This window comes from Micromonospora sp. NPDC048040, assembly GCF_055587185.1.
In genome coordinates, this window is sequence record NZ_JBVJGT010000007.1 from 128,888 (window position 1) to 148,571 (window position 19,684).

Here is a 19,684-nt window from a genome sequence, read left to right on the forward strand (position 1 = left end):
CCGCTGGGCTGGACCTCGCCCGACCATTCCGGCCGCCCGGACGGGGGTTTGACGAACATGCAACCCGTAGTGTGGAATCTACTTCCGTAATGTGGCAGACAATGGTGAGGGGTGGAGTGGCGATGACCCGGCCACGGATCACAGCGGTGGACTGTTTCGTCCTCAAACTCCCGAACCCCGAGCGCTACCTCGGCCCCACCGACGAATCCTCCGACCCGGACCCGCCCGGGTACGCGGTGCGCCCCCCGTGGCGCAGCCTCTACTCGCCCCGCTTCGAGACGCTGCTGGTCCGGCTCACCACCGAGTCGGGCGTCAGCGGCTGGGGCGAGGCCCTCGCACCGGTCGCCCCGGAGGTCCCCGCGGAGGTGGTGCGCCGGCTCCTGGCGCCGACGCTGGTCGGGGCCGACCCGCGACGGGTGCGACCGCTCAGCGCGCGGCTGCGCGACCTGATGCGGGAGCGGGGACACCTCGGCGGGCACCAGGGCGACGCGCTCGCCGCCGTCGACATCGCGCTCTGGGACCTGACGGGACGGCTGGCCGGGTTGCCCGTGCACGAGCTGCTCGGCGGCGCGTTCCGCGAGCACGTCCCGACGTACGTCTCCGGGCTGCCCAGGCGGGACGACCCGGGGCGGGCGGCGCTGGCCGCCGAGTGGGCGGCGAAGGGCGTCGAGCGGATCAAGCTGCACCTCGGGAAGGGGGTGGCGGCCGACCTGGCCAGCGTGGAGGCGGTGCGGGCCGCCGCGCCGCAGGTGCGGTTCGCCGTGGACGCGCACTGGACGTACGACCTGGCCGCCGCGATCCGGTTGGCGCGCGGACTGACCGCCATCGGCGGGGTCGAGTTCCTGGAGGCGCCGCTGGCGCCGGAGGACCTGGCCGGCCACGCCGACCTCGCCCGCCGTACGGACCTGCCGGTCGCCGTCGGCGAGGCGATGCGTCACCGGTACGAGTTCCTGCCCTGGCTGCGGCAGCGGGCCGTCGGCCTGGTGCAGCCGGACGTCGCCCGCACCGGCATCACCGAGGCGATGGCGATCGCCGAGCTGGCCGGGGCGCATCACGTACCGACCGCGCCGCACCACTCGGTGGGGCTCGGTGTCGCGCTCGCCGCCGGTCTGCACGTCAGCGCCGCCGTCGAGAACCTGAGCTGTTTCGAGTACCAACCCACCACCACCGACGTCGGGCAGCGGATCCTCACCGCACCGCTGCCGGGCGGGCCGGACGGGTTCGCCGTACCGGCCGGACCCGGCCTCGGCGTCGAGGTGGACGTCGCCACTGTCAGCGCCCTCGCGGAGGAAAGTTGAGCACCCTCGAGCCCCGGGCCCGCGTACGCGGGCTGGTCCCCATCCTCGCCACCCCGTTCGACGACGCCGGCGCGCTGGACGTGCCGAGCCTGCGCCGGCTGGTGGAGTTCCAACTCGCGGCCGGCGCGGACGGGCTCGCCGTCTTCGGCATGGCCAGCGAGGGGTTCGCGCTCACCGCTGCCGAGCGGGCCACGATCCTGACCGAGACCCGGGCGGTCGCCGGCCCGGGCGTGCCGCTGGTCGCCGGGATCAACGGCACCAGCACGGCCACCGCCGTCGAACTGGCGTTGGCGGCGCGGGACGGGGGTGCGGACGCCCTGATGGTCCTGCCCCCGTACCTGGCCAAGCCCGCGGGTGGGCAACTCGTCGATTTCTATGCCGGCGTCGCCGAGGCGAGCGGGTCGCACGTGATGGTGCAGGACGCGCCGGCGGCGACCGGGGTGACGATGCCCGTCGCCCTGATCGTGGAGCTGAGCAAGCTGCCCGGCGTCGAGTCGGTGAAGGTGGAGACCCAGCCCACCGCGCCGAAGGTGGGGGAGGTGGTGACCGCGACCGACGGCGAGTTCGACGTGCTCGGCGGCCAGAACGCCTTCTTCGTGCTCGAGGAGTACGCCCGCGGCGCCGTCGGCACGATGCCGGCCTGCGAGTTCACCGACGTGCTCGCGCCGATCCTGGCGGACTGGCGGGCCGGCCGGCAGGAGGCGGCCCACGTCGCGTTCAACCGGCTGCTGCCGCTGGTCCGCTTCGGCCTGCAACCCCGCCTGGCCTGGGCGGTGCACAAGGAGGTGCTGGTGCGCCGGGGCATCATCGAGTCCGCCTTCGTGCGCGACCCCGCCGTGCCGCTGGACGCCGGCAGCCGCGCCGCGCTCGACGCGGTACTGCGGCACGCCCCGCTGCCGGCCTGGCGGCCGTGAGAGGCTGGCCGCCATGACGAAGATCGTTTCGGTGGACGTCTACCCCCTGGCGCTCGGCCGTCCGGACGGCGCGCCCCGCGCCTACGCCACGCGGCCGCCGTGGCCCAGCGTCTACGGCAACCAGCGGGAGACCCTCGTGGTCCGGCTGACCGCCGACGACGGCACGACCGGCTGGGGGGAGGCACTCGCCCCGGTCGCCCCCGAGGTGCCCGGCGAGATCGTCCGCCGGCTCCTGGCGCCGGTGCTGCTCGGCGCGGATCCTCGCCGGGTGCGCCCGCTACGGCACCGGCTCGGCGAGCTGATGCGCGAGCGGGGGCACCTCGGCGGCCACCAGGCCGACGCGATCGCGGCCGTGGACATCGCGCTGTGGGACCTCGCCGGCAAGCTGGCCGACCGGCCGGTCGTCGAGCTGCTCGGCGGCGCGTTCCACGACGCGGTCCCGACGTACGTCTCCGGGCTGCCCGGCCGCACCGACGCCGACCGGGTCGCGCAGGCCCGGGACTGGGTCGCGCAGGGGGTCCGGCGGGTCAAGGTCGGTCTCGGGTACGGCGTGGACGCCGACCTGGCGACCGTGTCGGCGCTGCGCCAGGTCCACCCCGACCTGCGGGTCGCCGTGGACGTGCACGGCGTCTACGGGCTGGCCGACGCGGTGCGGCTCGGCCGTGGCCTGGCCGACCGGGACGGCTGGTTCCTGGAGATGCCACTGGCCTTCGAGGACGTCGCCGGCCACGCCGACCTGGCCGCGCGCGTCGACGTGCCGGTGGCGCTGGGGGAGAGCCTGCGGCACCGCTGGGAGTTCCAGCCGTTCGTGACGGCCCGGGCCGCGGGCCTGCTGCAACCGGACATCGGACGGACCGGGATCACCGAGGGGCTGGCGATCGCCCAGTACGCCGAGACCCACCACCTGCCGGTGGCCCCGCACCACTCGGCCGGGCTCGGGCTGGCCCTCGCCGCGGGACTGCACGTCGCCGCCGCCTGCGCGAACCTGGTCGCCTTCGAGTGGCACCCGACCCTCTTCGACCGGGTCAACGACATCCTCACCGTGCCGATCGAGCCGACGCCGACCGCGATCCCGCTGCCCACCGGCCCCGGGCTGGGGGTCTCGGTGGACGCCGAGGCGGTCGCCCGGCACAGCACGTGGGGCTCGCGGTGAGGCGCGTACTGCTGGTCGGCGCGTCGACCCCGATCGGCCGGGCCATCGCGGCCCGCTTCGCCGCCGCCGGCGACCGGGTCGTCGGCTACGGCCTGGAGCCGGCCGGCGAACCGAGCCTGGTCGCCGACCTCACCGGCGACTGTTCCACCGCCGACGGGGCCGCCGCCGCCGTCGAGGCGGCGCGGGAGCGGTTGGGCGGGCTGGACGTGCTGGTCGCCGCCGCCGGGGCGATGCCCGTCGCGCCGGCCCACCGCACCAGCGACGAGCAGTGGCGGGCCGCCCTGACGGGCTGCCTGGACACGCTCTTCTTCCCGCTGCGCGCGGCGTTGCCGCTGCTGCCGGCCGGCGGGGCGGTGGTCGCCGTCTCCTCGGTGAACGCGTTCCTGGCCGCCCCCTGGGTGGCCGCCTACGCCGCGGCCAAGGGCGCGGTGGAGGCCCTGGTGCGCCAGGTCGCGCTGGACTACGGCGCGCGTGGCATCCGGGTCAACGCGGTGGCGCCGGGCATCGTCGGTGCCGAGTGGCTGCCCGACGCCGCCGGGGGTTACCCGATCGGGCGGACGCTGCGCCCCGAGGAGGTCGCCGCGGCGGTGCACTTCCTCGCCTCCGACGCCGCCAGCGGCATCACCGGGGTGGTGCTGCCGGTCGACGGCGGACTGTCGATCGCGTCGCCCGCCGCCTACGCCCGGGCCGACCTGCGGCAGCGCCTGGCCGAGTTGGCCCCGTGACCACCCCGCAGGTGCCGATCGACGGCCGGTACGCCCGCCTCTACCGGCTGCTCGACTGGCCGCCGCGGCTGGCCGGGCTGAACCTGCTGTGGCTGGCCGGGGTGCTCGCCGGTGGCGTGGTCGCCGGCGTGTCACCGGCCACCGTGGCGCTCTTCGCGCTGCTGCGGGACTACCAGCGGGGCGGGCATCCGCAGCCGTGGCGCGACTTCTGGCGGCACTGGCGGGCGGAGTTCGGGCGCTCGCAGATCCGGCTGGGCCTGCCGCTGCTGACCGTGTGGGTGCTCGCGTTCTACCTGCTCGCCGCGCGGGGCACTCCGCTCGCCGGCGCGGTGGCCGTGCTCGGGCTGGTCTATCTGGCGGTGCTGGCGTACCTGCCCCCGGTGCTGGCGCACTTCGACGTGCCGACCACCACCGCCTGGCGGATCGCCGTGCTCACGGCCGCGCGCACCCCGCTGTGGACGCTCGGCCTGGGTGCGACGGTGGCGTTGCTGGTCCTGGCGATGCTCGTCGCCGTACCCGTCGCCGTCCCCCTCTTCCTGCCCAGCGCCCCGGCGGCGCTGGTCGCCCTGGTCGCCGCGCGAGGCTTCGCCTCGTTGCCGCCGGCCGTCGGCGGCCACGAACCCGGGTGAGACCGTCCACCGTCGCGGCGTCCGCCGTCGTCGGTCGGGGCGGCTCCCGCCGTCAGACGACGGCGGAGAGCGGGGCGGCGCTGGCGTGGTAGCCGAGTCCGGTGGAGATCTGGTCGGCCTGTTCGATGACCTTCATGGCCAGTTCGTCCTGGCGCCTCGGTAGGTCCATCGCCGAGAGCGGGCCGGAGACCGACAGGGCCGCCACGGCCTTGCCCGAGCGGTCCCGGATCGGCGCGGCCAGGCAGGCCCGGCCGAAGGCCAGTTCCTCCAGTTCGGTGGCGTAGCCGCGCCGTCGTCCCTCGCCGATCGCGGCGAGCAGCCCGTCGAGGTCGGCGACGGTCTTCGGGGTGTACGCCGGATAGCGCGTCCCGATCAGGGACTCGATCTCCTCGGCGGTCAGGTCCGACAGGAGCGCCTTGCCCAGGGCGGTCGCGTGCAGCGGGCCCCGGCGGCCGACCAGGGTGAACGAGCGGGGGGCGAGTCGGCCTTCGAAGTTGCAGAGGTAGAACAGCTCGGTGCCGTGGCGCTCGGCGATGTTGGCGCCGAGGCCCAACTCGCCGGCGAGGTCCTGGGCGATCTGCCGGGACTGGCGGTGCACCGCCGACTGGTTGAGCGCGACGCCCGCCAGCCCCACCACCGTCGGCCCGATCCGGTAGAGGCCGCTGCGCTGGTCGTGGGTGACGAAGCCGAGCGCCTCCAGCGTCCCGACCAGCCGGGACACCGTCGACTGGCCCAGCCCGGTGAGCTGGACCAGCTCGGAGACGCGCCGCTCCGGGTGCTCCTCGGTGAACGCACGCAGCAGCGACAGCGCGCGCTCGACACTCTGCGTGCCGCCGCCGACCTCGCGGGTGGTGGAGCGTGGCATTCTGCCCATCCCTCAAAGCGTAGGAGTGTAATCCAGATTACGGATCATACATCGCGTGGCGGTGCGGGCCGCCGACCGTCACGACCGGCGGCCCGCACCCTGTCAGCAGCTTGGCGTCCGCGCCGGGACGACCGGCTCGAACCGGACCGCGTCGGCCCGGTGATGCCCGAGCTGCTGCGCCGACAGGCTCACCGCGGCGGTCGCCGGGTCGAGGTGCCAGGCGCCCAGCACCCGCCACTGCCCGGCGTCCTTGGTCTGGTCGACCGTCCGGGTGTCGGTGCCGGTGCTGTGCGCCACCCGGTAGGTGGCCGCGTTGGTCGTGGTGGCGTTCGTCGGATACCACACACTGACCCGGTACACACCGGTCGCCGACAGCGTCGGCCGCCAGGTCGCCACGGCACCCGTGCCACCGCCGGCGACCCGGGTGGTGCCGTCCGCGTACCCCTTGAGCGCGCTGGCGCTCCAGCCGCCCGTCTCGGTGTAGCCGTCCTGGCCGTCGTCGACGACGACCGCCGCCGCCGGGTCAGGCGTCCCGACGGGTACCGCCGTCCGCCCGACCGCCCCGGCCACGTGCAGGGCCACCTCGTGCAACGCGCCGACGCTCGCGCCGGGCGGAGCCGTGATCGTGAAGCTCACCTGCTGGGTGGCGTTCGGGGCCAGCGCGACCGGGACGGACGCCGGGGTGCTGCTCCAACCCTCCGGCAGGCCGAGGGCCGCGCAGCCGGTCGCGCCCGCCACCGCGGCCGCGGTGACGGTGGCCTTGACCGTGGTGCTGCCCCCCGGTGCCGCCACCGGATCGGCCGAGAGCCCGCTGATCCTGGGCTGCACCACCGCCGGATCCACCGGCCGGAACCGGGCGGCGCTGACCCGGTGGAAGGCCGGGTCGTCGACGCTGATCCGGACGAGGCCGTCCTCACCGGCGGCGAACGGGAAGGTCCCGAGGACCCGCCAGCTGCGCGGGTCCTGCTGCTGGTCGACCCGGATCGGGGTCTCCCCGTCGCGGTGCCGCACCACGTAGTCGGCCTCCCGGGTGGTGTCGGCGTTGGACGGGTACCAGACCGCGACCTCGTACCACCCGGCCTCGGCCAGCGCCGGCCGCCAGGTCGCGGTGCCGCCGAGCCTGCCCTCCGCGCTGAAGCGCGACTGGGTGCCGTTGAACCCGGCGAGGCCGCTGGCGAGCCACTCGCCGGTCTCCGTGTACCGGGGACGGATGTCCTGCGTGGTGATGACGATGTCCTGGCTGGCGATCCGGACCTGTGCCGTGGTCTCGGCGCCGCCGTCGAGCGCGGCGCTCACCCGGTACGTCTGGTCGCGTTGGGCGTTGGCCGGCGCGGTGAGGGTGAAGGTGTACGCACGTTCCCCACGGGCGTCGACCTCGTACTCCGCGCTCGCCGGGCTGATCGTCCACCCGGCGGGCGGCGTCAGACGGAGAGTGCCCCGGGCGGCGGCCGGGCCGACGTTGAGCACGCTGGCGGTGACCGTGGTCGAGTCACCCGGCTTGGCGAGTTCCGCCGGTGCCGCGACCAGCGAGCTCAACCGGGTCGGCGGACGGACGGTGAGCCGTCCGGCCGTCAGCGCGACCTCGCCACCGTTCCACCGCGCCGTGCCCTTGAGCGCCACCGTGCCACCGGCGGCGTCGGGTGCGACGGTCATCTTGTAACGCCAGGTGGCCGCGCCCTCGGCCGGCACGGTGGACGGCTGGGTGCCCTCCGGCCGGGCCGACCAGCCCGCCGGGAGGTCCAGCGTGACCGCGGGGTCGGTGAGGGCGGCGGCACCGTCGTTGCGGACGGTCACCGCGAGCCCCACGGTGTCGCCGGGCGTGGTGTCCGGCGAGGCCGGGGTGGCCGCACCGCAGACGGTCGTTCCCGCCGGGCAGCGGCCGGTGACCGCCGGCGGCAGGCGCAGGGTCGTCTCGCTGGTCTGCGCGGCCTCGGTGCTGATCCGGTACCGGAACGACGTGTCGAGGTCCTCGACCGGGATCGTCCACTCGTTCGGGTAGATCCGGTCCTCCTGCTTCTTCCAGGTGGTGCCCCCGTCGGTCGACCAGTGCAGCGTCGCCGGTGCCTCGGTCGCCGCCTGCAGGTAGGCGTCGTAGCCGCTGCCGTCCGGTCGGGTCAGCAGCATCCCCCGGGCGGTCCCGATCGGGCTCGCGTCGTCGAAGTGGTAGCTGTCCTGCCCGACGTCGGCCTGCCCGCCGCCGACCTGGTGGGCGACGTTCGGCACCGACACGTCGCGGACGACCAGCGCGGTGATGCCCCGGGCGGAGACGGTGACCGGCAGGACGCCCCCGCGCATCGTGGTGACGGTCCGGTTGCCGTTGTCGCGGATCACCTCGACCTGGTACTCCCGGTCCGGGCGCACCCCGCTGACCTTGGGGTCGAAGCGCACGACGCTGCGGGAGGTGCCGGTCGCCTCGTTGGTCAGGCTGAGGTAGAGGCTGTCGTTGCCGTGCCCGGTGACCCAGTTGAGCTGCGGGTCGGCGACGTCGACGATGCCCTTCGGCAGGTACGGCCAGACGCCGTCCTCACCGTAGAACGTGCCGGGCTGGTGCCCGTAGACGTGGTACTTGAAGTAGACGTAGTTGGTCTCGAACACGGCCGGGAAGCTGATCCTGCCATCCGAGCGGTGGGTCTGCTCGGAGATCAGGTAGTCCATGGCCAGCCCGAGCTGCGCCGGGATGTGGTGGTAGTAGATGGAGGTGAGTCCGGCGGGGCCGGTCAGCGGGAAGTCCGGGCGCATCTGGGCCGCGGTGAACTCGCGGTAGTAGTAGCCCGGGTAGTTGGTGAAGCGGCCGACGACGAGGTTGTGCGCCACGTCGGCGAGCAACTGGTCGTCGGTGTGCGCGGAGAGCCGCAGCAGGAACGGCGCCCAGATCGGGTTCATCACCAGACCGCCGCCGGGGTTCTCCCGACCCGCTGCGATCTTGTAGGTGCTGAGCTGTTCGAAGGTCATGCCGTTGGTGGAGACCATCCAGGCCGGTACCTCCTCGGCCGGCACGTCCTTCTTCGGGTAGTCGTAGGTCACGGGAGGCTTCCAGCGGTCCACCTGCGCGTCGATCCAGTCGTCGGCGTTGACGGTGATGTTGCCCTCGGGCACCGGGCGCACCATCGTCTGCGTGACGAACCGCTTCGCCTCGGTGTAGGCGGCGTTCAGGTAACGCTTGTCGCCGGTCTCCTCGTACAGCTCGAGCAGCTCGATCCAACCCTTGGAGTAGTTGAACTGGAAGCCGTTCTCGGCGATGTTCGTCGTGTACGGCGGGTCGATCTGGGCGGTGATGTAGCGGTCCGCCTCGGCCTTCGCCTCCGCCAGGTACGCCGGGTTGCCGGTGAGCCGCCACGCCGCGAGGGGGGTGCTGACCGGCGTCCGGCTGTCCTTGCGGACCCGGTCCTCGATCGACTTCAGGGCCAGTTCGTGCAGGCCGGCCACCTGGCCCCGGGTCTGCTGGTAGAGCGGTACGAGGGTGGAGGCGTCCCCGGCCACGCTGCCGACGCGCCAGGCGTTGGTGTCGCCGTAGACCGGGTTCTCCTTGATCGGGGTCCACCCGATGTTGTTGCGCGACACCTGGTACTCCAGGGACGGCCGGGCCCGCTTGTCGTAGAGGTCCCGGTTTCCCGTCAGGTAGTAGGCACCGAGCAGGACACCGCTGGTGGCGGTGCGCACCGCCCGGTCGTTCTCGGTGTCCACGAAGCCCTTCGCCCGGTCCCACCACCCCGACAGCGAACGCTGGTAGGTCTCGCTGTCGTCGGCCTCGGTGTCCTTCATCGTCAGGTCGACCAGGTTGTGCACCGTCTCGGTGAGCGAGGTGTCGTAGATGTTCTGCCGGTACGCGCTGTAGTCGTACTCGTCGCGCGTCAACTGCGTGTACGCCTGGTACATCGTCGCGGGCCGGGCGTAGACACCGAAGGTGAACCGGTGCTGCTGTCCGGTCTGCAGCGGCGAGAGCCGGCCGACCTGCGGCGCGAAGGCGATCGGCTGGATGGCGCCGTTCTCGTTGCGCAGGCTCATCCCGAAGGGTTGTCCGTCCGCGCCGGCGTCGCGCTGGTGTTCGAAGGGGATCACCTCGCCGGGTGCGTAGACCCCGCTGGTCACCTGCTGTCCGGCGACGGTGCGCTCCAGCAGGCAGGCCGGGGTCATCAGCTCCCAGGCGCTGAGCGCCTCGGCGCCGTAGATGACCCGGGCGTGCTGGCGGCTGCCGCAGAGCACCTCGTCGACGTCGTTGAACGAGGTGACGTCGAGCGACTGGTAGCCGACGACGAAGTTGTCGGCGCGGCGGGCGGTCAGGGTCCAGGACGCCTCGGGATTGTCGCCCGCGACCGACCAGCGGACGGTCAGTTCGTACGCCCCGGGAGCTTCGGTGGTCAGCTCGACGGTGCGGCTGTCGACGGTGCGGAGTCCGGTGAAGCCGACCCAGCCGGGGTTCATGGAGCTGTAGTAGTCGGTCGGTGTGCCGTTCGTGCCGCTGAGCACGAGCCACTGCTCGTCGAAGCGTCGCTCGGCGTCGGTGACGGGCAGCCAGCCGCCGGGGGTGCGGACCCGGATGTCCCGCAGGTACGTCTGCCCGCCGCGCCAGGTGGCGTGGTGGAAGATCATCCGGTGGTGGTCGCCCTCGATGGTGGCCACCTGCCGGATCCGCAGGTCGGGCTTGTCCGTCTCGCGCAGCGGGGTGGCGAAGGGGGCCTGGTCCTGGGTGGCCGGTGCCGCGACGGCCGCCCCGGAGGGCAGCACCAGTGCCGTCAGGACGAGGAGGAGGGTGAGTAAGGAACGATGTCGCCTCGATACTGTGGGCTTCACATCCATGAAATGGATAGTTAATGCAATCAATTCCCGTGTCAAGGGCGTCCGTCGGGAGAGGCATGCGCGCTCGGCCGTAGGCGCTCCGCCCGGCTCTGCGCCGTGCGACGCGGCGTCAGTCGCCCCAGGGCAGCTCGCGGCCTCCGTGCGTATCTGACCCACATAGCGGATGCCTATTGCACGAGGTGGTAGGTGAAGCTACTGTCCTCAACACGCTCTTCACCGCGACGAAACAGACCGAAGCCTCGCCCTCGTTGGCCGAGCGGCTCCGCCAACCGGTGATCGAACAGGAGTAGGACATGAAGCAACCAGAGCTCACCCGCCGGTCCTTGCTGCGGATCCTGGGCGTGGGTGCGGCCGCGACCGCGGCGGGCGGGCTGACCACCGCGTGCAACCTGGTCGGCAGTGGCGACGGGTCCAGCGGGGACACGGTGACGATCAAGGTCATGCTGGTGCCCGACCCCTCCGGCGCCTCCCAGTTCTACCGCGAACAGTTCGACCTGTTCGAGGAGAAGAACCCCGGCATCAAGGTCCAGGTCATCGAGAACCCGACCGACCAGCAGATCAACGCCATCGAGCTCAGCTTCCAGCAGGGCAACGCGCCGGACGTCTTCCGTGCCCAGGACCAGGGCTTCGACCGTATCTTCGCGCGGGGCTGGGTCGCGCCGCTCGACCAGTACGTCACCGACGAGTTCAAGGCCCGGTTCCCCGAGGGCGCTCTCGACCCCGCCACCTCGGGTCTGCACCGCGACGGAAAGCTCTACACGCTGCCGCTGGTCTGGGGCAAGTGGTCCGTGGTGCGGTTCCTCCTGGTGAACAACACCGCCGCGAAGCTCGGCGGCGTCACCGCCGCACCGAAGACGTGGGAGGAGTTCGAACAGGCTGCCGCCGCGATCACCCGCGCCGGCGGGGGCAGGACGTTCGGCTTCGCCGGCCCGTGGAGCAAGAGTGTGCTGGCCCGGATGCTCCAGCACACCGCGGGACCGTCCTCGATCGACAACGGCATCGACCTGCGCACCGGCAAGGCGGCGATCACCCACCCGTCGCTCGCCGGGGCCGTCGACCTGCTCCGGCGGATGCACGCCGCGAAGACAATGACCCCGGGCTGGGAGACCTGGACGGACCCGGGCAAGATGCACACGGCGTTCGCCAAGGGCGAGCTGGCGATGTTCCTCGCCGCGCCGTTCCAGATCAACGAGGTCCGCAAGCTGAACCCGCAGCTCGACATGACCATCGCGGCCGTGCCCGTGCCGGCGGCCGGGCGCGGCGGCTACGCGGGGCAGACGGCGAGCTTCAGCCCGCTGTGGTCCATGTCGGCCCAGTCGAAGCACCCTGAGCAGGCGTGGAAGGTGATGGACTTCCTCGCCTCCAAGGAGTTCCACCGGGCGTACTACGAGAAGTTCGGCACCCTGACCGCACTGGAGAGCGCCTGGCAGGACAAGGCGGCGGCCAACCCGGATCAGAAGGCGATCATGGACATCGCCGCAGAGACCGTCCGGCTCATCCCCAACCCGATCCTCGCCAGCAAGGGCGGCGCGCAGCTGCTCGCGGCCATCCGCGGCAAGCAGGACCTCCAGTGGTCCGAGATCGCGCTGCCGGCCATCCTGCGCAACCAGCCCTTCGGCCCGGCCGCCGCGGGCCTCAACGGCAAGCTCGACGCCTTCATCGACGAGCAGATCAAGACCCTGTCGGGCAAGGGGGTGCCGGCCTCGCGCGCCGACCTCACCTTCCCGGGTTGGGACCCGCTGCAGCCGTTCACCCCGAGCCAGAAGTGACCAGCACCCCCACCATCGTCCCGGGTGGCGCCGCCGGGAAGGCGGCGCCGCCCCGGCGCACCCCCGCCGCCCGGCGGCGCCGCCCCGGCAGGCTGCGCCGGCACGCCTGGCAGTACGTCTTCCTCGCCCCGATGCTGCTGCTCTTCGTGGCCTTCACGCTCTGGCCGATGGTGGCGAGCTGGTGGTACTCGTTCTTCGACTGGGACGGGGTGGGCCCGGCCACCGAGTGGGTCGGCTTCGCCAACTTCACCGAGGTGCTCGGCAACGAGCGGTTCTGGCACGCGTTCCGCAACTCGTTCCTCTTCTCCCTGGCCGCGATCTGCGTCGAGATGCCGCTGGCGCTGCTCGTGGCGATCCTGCTCAACAGCCGCCGGCTGCGCGGGCGCAACCTCTACCGGCTGTTCCTGTTCCTGCCGGTGGTGACCACCACGGCGGTGGTCGGCATCGTCTTCGCGGTCCTGCTGGACCCGGCCGGCGGGTTCGTCAACGAGGTGCTGCGCTCCGCCGGGATCGTCGACTCGCCGGTGAGCTTCCTGTCCGAGTCGTCGGCCCTGCCGACGGTCATGGCGGTCGACGTGTGGAAGGGCTTCGGCATCACCCTCGTCTACTGGCTCGCCGCGCTGCAGACCGTCCCCGAGGACCTGTACGAGGCGGCGAAGGTCGACGGCGCGAACGGGCGCCAGACGCTGCGGCACGTCACCCTCCCGGTGATCGCCCCGATCGGCGTGGTGATCCTGCTGCTCACCTTCCAGAAGAGCATGAACCCGTTCGACCTGGTGCAGGCGATGACGCAGGCCGGCCCCAACTACGCCACCGACGTGGTCGCCACCTACATCTACCGGTACGCCTTCAACCCCGAACTCAACGCGCCCCGCTACGGCTTCGCCTGCGCCGCCGGCGTCGTCTTCGGGGTCATCACGCTGGTGATGACGGCACTGCAGGCACCGCTGCTGCGCCGGCAGTACCTGAAGGGGAGCCGCTGATGCGTCGGATGCACCTCTGGCACCTGCTGCTGGTGCCGCTCTGCCTGGTCTGGATCTACCCCTTCGTCTGGATGGTCTCCACGGCCTTCAAGTCGGAGCGGGAGGTCTTCCTCGGCGGGCTCTCGGTGCTGCCGGAGGAGTGGAGCCTCGACAACTTCACCCGGGCGTGGGACACGGCGCACTTCGGCACCTACCTGTCCAACACGGTCGTCTTCTCCGTCACCACCGTGGCCATCGTCCTGCTGGTCTCCGCCACCTCCGGGTACGCCCTCGGCCGGGGCGACCTGCCCGGCAAGAAGGTGATCGTCGGGCTGCTCATCGCCACCATGTTCATCCCGCACGGCTACACGATCATTCCGATCTTCAAGCTGGTCGACGGGCTCGGGCTGAGCAACGGGCTGCTCGGTGCGGTGCTGGCCACCGCCGGGCCGGCCCACGTCGTACCCATCCTGCTGTTCATGGGGTACTTCGCCGGCATGCCGCAGGAACTGGAGGACGCGGCCCGGATCGACGGCGCCGGCTACCCGCGCATCTTCTTCCAGATCATGTTGCCGCTGGCCAAGCCGGTGATCGGCACCGTGGCGCTGTTCAACTTCATGGCGGCGTGGAACGCCTTCTTCATCCCGCTGGTGTTCACCCTGGGTCGGCCGGAGCTGCGCACGCTCGGCGTCGGCATGTACAGCTTCTTCGGCCAGGAGGCCACCGACTGGGGCGGACTGGCCGCCGCGGCGACGATCAGCCTGCTGCCGATCATCGCGATCTTCCTGTTCCTGCAGCGCACGTTCGTGGAGGGGATCGCCGGTGCCGTCAAGTCCTGACACTGCGCTCGCGCACCCGGTGTCCGCCGAGCGCTACGAACTCGGCGAGGGCCCGCGGCTGGATCCGCGCACCGGTGAACTGCTCTGGGTGGACATCCGCGCCGGCCGGCTGTGGCGGGGGCGGTTCGGCGGCGACCGGATCGAGGTGCTGGCCGGGTACGACGTCGGGGCGGCGACCGGGGCCGTGGCACCGCTCGCCGCCGCCGGCGCGGGCTGGGTCGTGGCGGCCGGGCGGGGATTCCGGCACGTCTCGACCGACGGCACGGTACGCCCGCTCGGTGGTGACGTCGCCGCGCCGCGCACCCAGATGAACGACGGCGGCTGCGACCCGTACGGCCGGTTCCTCGCCGGAAGCCAGATCCTGGGCGGCGCGGAACCCTGGTCCGGCGCGCTCTACCGGCTGGATCCGGACGGCTCGGTGGCGACGGTGCTGGACGGCGTCGGGTGCGCGAACGGGCTCGGGTTCGACCCGGCGGGGGAGACGATGTACCACGTGGACAGCCGGCGCCGCCGACTCACCGGCTACCGCTACGACCCGGCAACCGGCGAGGCCGGCGACCCGCGGGTCCTCGTCGACTGCGACGACGCCACCCCCGACGGCCTCTGCGTCGACGCCGAGGGCTGCCTCTGGGTGGCGATGTGGGACGGCTGGTGCGTCCGCCGCTTCGCCCCGGACGGCACCCCGCTGGCACGGGTGCGGCTGCCGGTGCCCCGGCCGACCGCCGTCTGCCTGGTCGCCGGCACCCTCGTGGTGACGACGGCCTGGATCGGGCTGGACGAGGCGACCCGGCGCGCGGCGCCGGACAGCGGCCGGATCTTCGCCGTCGAGGTCGGGATCGACGCGGCGCCGGCGCACACCTGGGGGGCGGCGTGAAGATCACACACCTGGAGCTGCTGACGGTGCCGCAGGGCACGAGCGCCATGCTGCTGGTGGTCGTGCACACCGACTCCGGCGAGTACGGCGTCGGCGAGGTCGGCATGCGCTCCCGCTGGCGGGCCGTCCGCGGCGCGGTCGAGGACTTCGCCGAGCAGTTGGCGGGTGCCGATCCGAGCCGGATCGAACACCTCTGGCAGTTCCTCTCCCGGTCGGGGTTCTTCCCGGCGACCGGGGTGCTCGCCTCCGTGCTCGCCGCGATCGACGTGGCGCTGTGGGACCTGCGGGGCAAGACACTCGGCGTGCCGCTGCACCAACTGCTCGGCGGGGCCTCCCGGGAGCACGTCGAATGCTATGTGCACGTCCGCGTCGGCGACGCCAGGGACCCGGCCGCGACGGTGGCCGAAGCCGAGCGGCTCGTGGCGGCCGGATGGCGGTACCTGCGGGTGCCGGCGAACAGCCCGGACGCCGACGGCGAGTACGACCAGCGGAGCGCCCTGCGGCACACCGTCGCCACCGTGGAACGGCTCCGCGCCGCGCTGGGCGACGACGTCGAGCTGCTGCTCGACGTACACACCCGGTTGGAGCCCCCGCAGGCCGTGACGCTGTGCCGGGAGTTGGAGCCGTTGCGGCCGTACTTCGTCGAGGACCCGCTGCGCAGCGAACACCTCGACGGCTACCGGATGCTGCGCCGGCGCACCGCGGTCCCGCTCGCGGCGGGTGAACAGCTCGGCACGAAGTGGGAGTTCCGGCCGCTGATCGAGGGTGAGCTGATCGACCACGCCCGCGTCGACGTGGCCAACACGGGGCTCACCGAGGCCCGCAAGATCGCGGCGATGGCCGAGGTCCACCACATCAACCTGGCCACCCACAACCCGCTCGGCCCGGTCACCGCCGCCGCCTCCGCACACCTGAACCTGGTCCTGCCCAACGTCTCCGTCCAGGAGCAGCCGTGGCCCGAGTTCCCGCCCTCGCCGGTGCTGACCGCCGGCCCCGTGCTGACTCCCGGCCGGATCAGGCCGGCGGAGCGGCCCGGCCTCGGCATCGAGCTCGACCTCGCCGCCGCCCGCCGGCTCGACCCCGGCGGTCCGGCCCCGCTGCCGGTCTACCACCGCCGCGACGGCTCCTTCACGAACTGGTGACCGGGATGCGGGTACTGGTGACCGGCGCGGCCGGCGGGGTGGCCGGGCTGCTCGTGCCGCAACTCGCCGGAGAACACGAGCTGCGGCTGACCGACCTGCGCGCCCCGCAGCCGGTCGGGCCGGCGGAGGTGGTGCCCGGCGACCTCGCCGACCGGGGGTTCGCCGAGCGGCTCTGCGCCGGGGTGGACGCGGTCGTGCACCTGGCCGGGAACCCGCGGCCGGGCGAGGACTGGGACCGGCTGCACGGCCCCAACGTCGAGGTGCCGACCCGGGTCCTGGCGGCGGCCGCGGAGGCGGGCGTACGCCGGGTGGTGCTCGCCAGCTCCGTCCACGTCCTCGGCGGCTACCGCCCACCGGACGCCCGGCCCGCGCCCGGCCCGATACGCGACTCGTGGCCACCCCACCCGTGCTGCCGCTACGGCGCCACCAAGGTCTTCGGCGAGGCCGCCGCCCGGGTGTACGCGGACTCGGGTGCCCTCTCCGTGGTCTGTCTGCGCCTCGGCGGCTGCCGTCCCGTGCCGCCGACGCACGGCTGGTTCGACACCTGGCTCGGCCCGGCGGACCTGGGCCAGGCGGTACGCCGCGCGCTGCGGGCCGACGTCCGTTTCGGGGCGTACACCATCACCTCGGCGAACACCCGGGCGGTCTTCGACCTCGACGCGGCCCGGCGCGACCTGGGTTACGCGCCGGTCCTGGACTCGGAGGCGTACCGGGACAGCGCGCCCGACGGCCCGTCGACGCTGTGCCGGGGCGGGCAGGGCTGAGCCCGTCGCGGGTCAGCCCACCCGGTCGAGGAACTGCCGCGATCGCCGCACCACCAGCGCCGTTGCCTCCGCGTCGTACGACGGCAGCGAGCTGTCGGCGAACAGGTGCTGGTCGCCCGGGTAGACGCACAGCTCGCCCAGGTCGGCGCCGACCGTCGCGACCAGCTCGCGCGCGGCGTCGATGTCGCCCTCCAGCGCGAAGAACGGGTCCCTGTCCATGCCGTGGATCTGCACCGGGACCCCGGTGGGCCACGGCCCGACGGCCCATTCGCCGGTGATCGGAAGGCAGGCTTCGTAGAGCAGCGCGCCGCGCGCGCCGGGCCGGGTCTGGGCCATCCGCTGCGCCGTTCCGACCCCGAAGGAGAAGCCGGCGTAGACCAGCTCGCCGGGGAGGTCGGCCACGGCACGGTCGGCGCGCTCGTCGAGCACCTCACCTCCGATGCGCCGGGTCAGCGCGAGCCCGTCCTCGAGGGTCGCCGGTCGTTCGCCGTCGAACAGGTCCGGCGTGTGCACCGTGTGCCCGCCGGCGCGCAACTGCTCGGCGAACGCGCGCATCCCGTCGGTGAGCCCCTGCACGTGGTGGAACAGCACGACTTCGGCCATCTCTACACTCCAGACATCGGACGGCGAGGATCAAACGATCCACAATTCTAGAACGGTCGAGAAATGTCGGTCAATGAGCGGATCCCGGACTACGACCTCGAAGAGATGCACGTGGTCACCGCGCCTGAGCAGCTGCGGGCGCTGGCCGACCCGCTGCGCGCCACTCTCCTGGAGCTGCTCCTCGAACGGGCCGCCACGGTCACCGAGATGGCCCAGGCGGTCGACCGCCCCAAGAGCAGCGTCGCCTACCACGTGAACCTTCTCGTCGACGTCGGTCTCCTGCGCGTGGTCCGCACCCGCCGCGTTCGGGCGATCGAGGAGCGGTACTACGGCCGGGCCGCCCGCACCTTCTACGTCGGCGTGCTCAGCCGCGGCGAGGACAAGCAGGTCGTGGCCGCCATCAACGGGCTCGCGCAGGCGACCGCCGAGTCGGCCGCCGCCCACGCGGCCGACGACCTGCGGTGCACACTCGTGCACGCCCGTATTCCCGTCGAGGAGGTACGCAACTTCTGGGCGCAGGTCCAGGAACTCGCCCGCCGGTTCGCCCAGATCCCCCGGTCCGGCGACCAGGTGTACGGCTTCGTCGCCGGCCTCTACCCCACCGACGTTCCCACCCTCCCCGACGCCGAGCCATCGGATGCCGTCAATCGCGCCGTGCCGGCCGATCCGTCCGATGTACCCTGACCGGCAGGCCCTCCGGTCGGACGTCGCACCCTTCTAACCTGCCCCGGGTGACCTGCACTTCCCCTCGACCGGCGCGCCGGACCTGGCCGTCGACGCGCGGCACAGGACCGGACAGGCCAACCCCACCCGGCATGCAGGTCGCCGCAGTGGTTGCGGAGAGCGGGAGGCGCGGGTGTTCGACATGCGTCGGCGTGAGCCAGGCCGACGGCGGCGCGGCGCACGGTACGACTGATGGCAGGTATGCCAGGACCGACGGAACGGGCGTGTCGATGACTGCCGGCGACCCGCGCGACCTCCTGAGGGATCACGCCGAGCCCCAGCGCGCCACCTACGTCGAGCTCTTCTTCGACGTGATCTTCGTCTTCGCGCTGACCCGGCTGTCCCACACCCTGTTCAGCGACCTCACCTGGCTCGGCGCGCTGCACACCGGGATCCTGCTCGCCGCGTTCTGGTGGGTCTGGGTCTTCACCGCCTGGACCACCAACCGCCTCAACCCCGCCCAGCCCGCGATCCAACTCGTGATCATCCCGATCATGCTCGGCACCCTGATCATGGCGGGCGCGGTGCCCAAGGCGTTCGCCGAGGACGGCATGATCTTCGCCGCCGCCTACGTCCTCATCCAGGTCGGCCGCGCCCTGTTCGTCACGGTCGCGATGCACGGCCAGGAGGTGACGATCGGCTCCCTGCAGCAGTTCATCTGGTCCTGCATCTCCGGAGTGCTGTGGATCGCGGGCGCGCTGACCGACGGCACCACCCGGGTGGTGATCTGGCTCGTCGCGGCCGTCCTCGGGTACGTCATGAGTCGGCTGGACTTCCGGCTGCCCAAGCTCGGTCCGGCCCGGATCACCACGCAGGCGGTCTCCGCGGAGCATCTCGCCGAGCGCTACCAGCAGATCATGATCGTCGCGTTCGGTGAGTCGATCCTGGCGGCCGGCGGACAGTTCGCCGCGCTCGGCTTCGAGCGGGACCGGGTGATCGCGTTCCTGCTGACGTTCGCCATCACCACGCTGCTGTGGCGGATCTACTTCTACCGGGCCGGGCTGCTGCTCCCGGCCGTGATCGCGGCGAGCACCACGCCGGCGGTGTTCAGCCGCTCCGCCTCGTACGCCCACCTGCTCATGGCCGGCGGCATCGTGCTCAGCTCGGTCGGCGACGAAATCATCATCACCCACCCGTTCGCCGGGCCCAACCTCGCCTGGTCCGCCGTCATCCTCTGCGGACCGGCGATCTACCTCGCCGGCCGGGCCCGACTCGACTACCTGTCCTTCAGCCGGGTCGCCCTGTCCCGGGTGATCGGACTGCTCCTGCTGGTCGCGCTGGCGCCCGTGGTCGCGTTCCTTCCGCCAATCCTGATCGCCGTGGTGGCCGTCGTCATCCTCGGCGGGATCGCCGCGACGGACGCCGTCTCCTGGAGGGTCCGTCCCAGCGAACCGACCCCGCCACCGCCGCCCCGCGGGCGAGAACCACGCCCCTAGCGCCCCGCCGCGCGCCAGCCGACGGTGCTCACGGGTCGGTAGCGACGCATGCGCACCCTCCGATCGGCTGTGGCGGCGACCTGACATGTCCAGTGTTCGCCAGGCGCAGCCGTAGCGCCGCCGCCCCCGTCTTCACGAAGCTTTGCCCCACCGGTACGGAGCTCAGGTACCGGCAGAAGGAGGGGCCAGGT

Annotated in this window: 16 protein-coding genes; 13 read left to right on the forward strand and 3 right to left on the reverse strand. The window is 72.6% G+C overall.

Going from position 1 to position 19,684, the window contains the following annotated elements; translation table 11 throughout:
- The first annotated feature begins 122 nt into the window (after positions 1 to 122).
- Genes ACZ6O2_RS11010 through ACZ6O2_RS11030 form a run of 5 tightly spaced genes read left to right on the forward strand, consistent with a single transcriptional unit; the run spans position 123 to position 4,719 of the window.
- Positions 123 to 1,298, forward strand: a complete 1,176-nt coding sequence (locus tag ACZ6O2_RS11010) for a mandelate racemase/muconate lactonizing enzyme family protein (RefSeq protein ID WP_466022714.1) — start codon at positions 123 to 125, stop codon at positions 1,296 to 1,298.
- Complete coding sequence (locus ACZ6O2_RS11015) at positions 1,295 to 2,212, forward strand: dihydrodipicolinate synthase family protein (protein WP_350708860.1); 918 nt, start codon at positions 1,295 to 1,297, stop codon at positions 2,210 to 2,212. Before ACZ6O2_RS11010 ends, ACZ6O2_RS11015 begins: the two co-directional genes overlap by 4 nt.
- Positions 2,213 to 2,225: 13 nt before the next feature.
- Positions 2,226 to 3,365, forward strand: a complete 1,140-nt coding sequence (locus ACZ6O2_RS11020; RefSeq protein ID WP_466022715.1) for a mandelate racemase/muconate lactonizing enzyme family protein — start codon at positions 2,226 to 2,228, stop codon at positions 3,363 to 3,365.
- Complete coding sequence (locus ACZ6O2_RS11025) at positions 3,362 to 4,090, forward strand: SDR family NAD(P)-dependent oxidoreductase (protein WP_393456536.1); 729 nt, start codon at positions 3,362 to 3,364, stop codon at positions 4,088 to 4,090. The genes ACZ6O2_RS11020 and ACZ6O2_RS11025 overlap by 4 nt, the downstream gene beginning before the upstream one ends.
- The gene (locus ACZ6O2_RS11030) at positions 4,087 to 4,719 is read left to right on the forward strand and encodes a YesL family protein (protein ID WP_466022716.1); all 633 of its coding nucleotides are present in this window, start codon (positions 4,087 to 4,089) and stop codon (positions 4,717 to 4,719) included. Before ACZ6O2_RS11025 ends, ACZ6O2_RS11030 begins: the two co-directional genes overlap by 4 nt.
- Before the next feature lie 52 nt (positions 4,720 to 4,771).
- Here ACZ6O2_RS11030 and ACZ6O2_RS11035 read toward each other — a convergent pair whose 3' ends face one another.
- Both ACZ6O2_RS11035 and ACZ6O2_RS11040 read right to left on the reverse strand, forming a co-directional pair.
- Complete coding sequence (locus ACZ6O2_RS11035) at positions 4,772 to 5,593, reverse strand: IclR family transcriptional regulator (protein ID WP_350708852.1); 822 nt, start codon at positions 5,591 to 5,593, stop codon at positions 4,772 to 4,774.
- A gap of 93 nt (positions 5,594 to 5,686) precedes the next feature.
- The gene (locus ACZ6O2_RS11040; RefSeq protein WP_466022717.1) at positions 5,687 to 10,381 is read right to left on the reverse strand and encodes a golvesin C-terminal-like domain-containing protein; all 4,695 of its coding nucleotides are present in this window, start codon (positions 10,379 to 10,381) and stop codon (positions 5,687 to 5,689) included.
- A 293-nt stretch (positions 10,382 to 10,674) separates the two neighbouring features.
- Between ACZ6O2_RS11040 and ACZ6O2_RS11045 the strand changes: the two genes are divergently transcribed.
- From ACZ6O2_RS11045 to ACZ6O2_RS11070, 6 genes are read left to right on the forward strand one after another with little or no spacing between them, the layout of a single operon-like run.
- Positions 10,675 to 12,150: an ABC transporter substrate-binding protein gene (locus tag ACZ6O2_RS11045; protein ID WP_466022718.1), complete on the forward strand. Its 1,476-nt coding sequence runs from the start codon at positions 10,675 to 10,677 to the stop codon at positions 12,148 to 12,150.
- Complete coding sequence (locus ACZ6O2_RS11050) at positions 12,147 to 13,133, forward strand: carbohydrate ABC transporter permease (RefSeq protein ID WP_350708846.1); 987 nt, start codon at positions 12,147 to 12,149, stop codon at positions 13,131 to 13,133. The genes ACZ6O2_RS11045 and ACZ6O2_RS11050 overlap by 4 nt, the downstream gene beginning before the upstream one ends.
- Positions 13,133 to 13,951 (forward strand): carbohydrate ABC transporter permease, encoded by an 819-nt coding sequence (locus tag ACZ6O2_RS11055; RefSeq protein ID WP_466022719.1) that lies wholly within the window; start codon positions 13,133 to 13,135, stop codon positions 13,949 to 13,951. The genes ACZ6O2_RS11050 and ACZ6O2_RS11055 overlap by 1 nt, the downstream gene beginning before the upstream one ends.
- Complete coding sequence (locus ACZ6O2_RS11060) at positions 13,935 to 14,825, forward strand: SMP-30/gluconolactonase/LRE family protein (protein ID WP_466022720.1); 891 nt, start codon at positions 13,935 to 13,937, stop codon at positions 14,823 to 14,825. The genes ACZ6O2_RS11055 and ACZ6O2_RS11060 overlap by 17 nt, the downstream gene beginning before the upstream one ends.
- Positions 14,822 to 15,967: a mandelate racemase/muconate lactonizing enzyme family protein gene (locus tag ACZ6O2_RS11065; protein ID WP_466022721.1), complete on the forward strand. Its 1,146-nt coding sequence runs from the start codon at positions 14,822 to 14,824 to the stop codon at positions 15,965 to 15,967. Before ACZ6O2_RS11060 ends, ACZ6O2_RS11065 begins: the two co-directional genes overlap by 4 nt.
- Before the next feature lie 5 nt (positions 15,968 to 15,972).
- A complete protein-coding gene (locus tag ACZ6O2_RS11070) occupies positions 15,973 to 16,731 on the forward strand; it encodes an NAD-dependent epimerase/dehydratase family protein (protein ID WP_350708838.1) in 759 nt (252 codons plus the stop codon).
- Between the two features lie 12 nt (positions 16,732 to 16,743).
- Here ACZ6O2_RS11070 and ACZ6O2_RS11075 read toward each other — a convergent pair whose 3' ends face one another.
- Complete coding sequence (locus ACZ6O2_RS11075) at positions 16,744 to 17,334, reverse strand: dienelactone hydrolase family protein (protein ID WP_350708836.1); 591 nt, start codon at positions 17,332 to 17,334, stop codon at positions 16,744 to 16,746.
- 63 nt (positions 17,335 to 17,397) lie between these two features.
- Here ACZ6O2_RS11075 and ACZ6O2_RS11080 point away from each other — a divergent pair, with 63 nt between their 5' ends.
- Both ACZ6O2_RS11080 and ACZ6O2_RS11085 read left to right on the forward strand, forming a co-directional pair.
- On the forward strand, positions 17,398 to 18,018 hold the full coding sequence (locus ACZ6O2_RS11080; protein ID WP_466022722.1) for a helix-turn-helix domain-containing protein: 621 nt from the start codon (positions 17,398 to 17,400) through the stop codon (positions 18,016 to 18,018).
- Positions 18,019 to 18,287: 269 nt separating this feature from the next.
- The gene (locus tag ACZ6O2_RS11085) at positions 18,288 to 19,493 is read left to right on the forward strand and encodes a low temperature requirement protein A (RefSeq protein WP_466022762.1); all 1,206 of its coding nucleotides are present in this window, start codon (positions 18,288 to 18,290) and stop codon (positions 19,491 to 19,493) included.
- Positions 19,494 to 19,684: the final 191 nt, after the last annotated feature.

Coding starts and splice junctions, on each gene's coding strand:
- ACZ6O2_RS11010 (WP_466022714.1), top strand. CDS start 123: ATGACCCGGCCACGGATCACAGCGGTGGACTGTTTCGTCCTCAAACTC.
- ACZ6O2_RS11020 (WP_466022715.1), top strand. CDS start 2,226: ATGACGAAGATCGTTTCGGTGGACGTCTACCCCCTGGCGCTCGGCCGT.
- ACZ6O2_RS11035 (WP_350708852.1), bottom strand. CDS start 5,593: ATGGGCAGAATGCCACGCTCCACCACCCGCGAGGTCGGCGGCGGCACG.
- ACZ6O2_RS11040 (WP_466022717.1), bottom strand. CDS start 10,381: ATGGATGTGAAGCCCACAGTATCGAGGCGACATCGTTCCTTACTCACC.
- ACZ6O2_RS11045 (WP_466022718.1), top strand. CDS start 10,675: ATGAAGCAACCAGAGCTCACCCGCCGGTCCTTGCTGCGGATCCTGGGC.
- ACZ6O2_RS11055 (WP_466022719.1), top strand. CDS start 13,133: ATGCGTCGGATGCACCTCTGGCACCTGCTGCTGGTGCCGCTCTGCCTG.
- ACZ6O2_RS11070 (WP_350708838.1), top strand. CDS start 15,973: ATGCGGGTACTGGTGACCGGCGCGGCCGGCGGGGTGGCCGGGCTGCTC.
- ACZ6O2_RS11075 (WP_350708836.1), bottom strand. CDS start 17,334: ATGGCCGAAGTCGTGCTGTTCCACCACGTGCAGGGGCTCACCGACGGG.
- ACZ6O2_RS11080 (WP_466022722.1), top strand. CDS start 17,398: ATGTCGGTCAATGAGCGGATCCCGGACTACGACCTCGAAGAGATGCAC.
- ACZ6O2_RS11085 (WP_466022762.1), top strand. CDS start 18,288: ATGACTGCCGGCGACCCGCGCGACCTCCTGAGGGATCACGCCGAGCCC.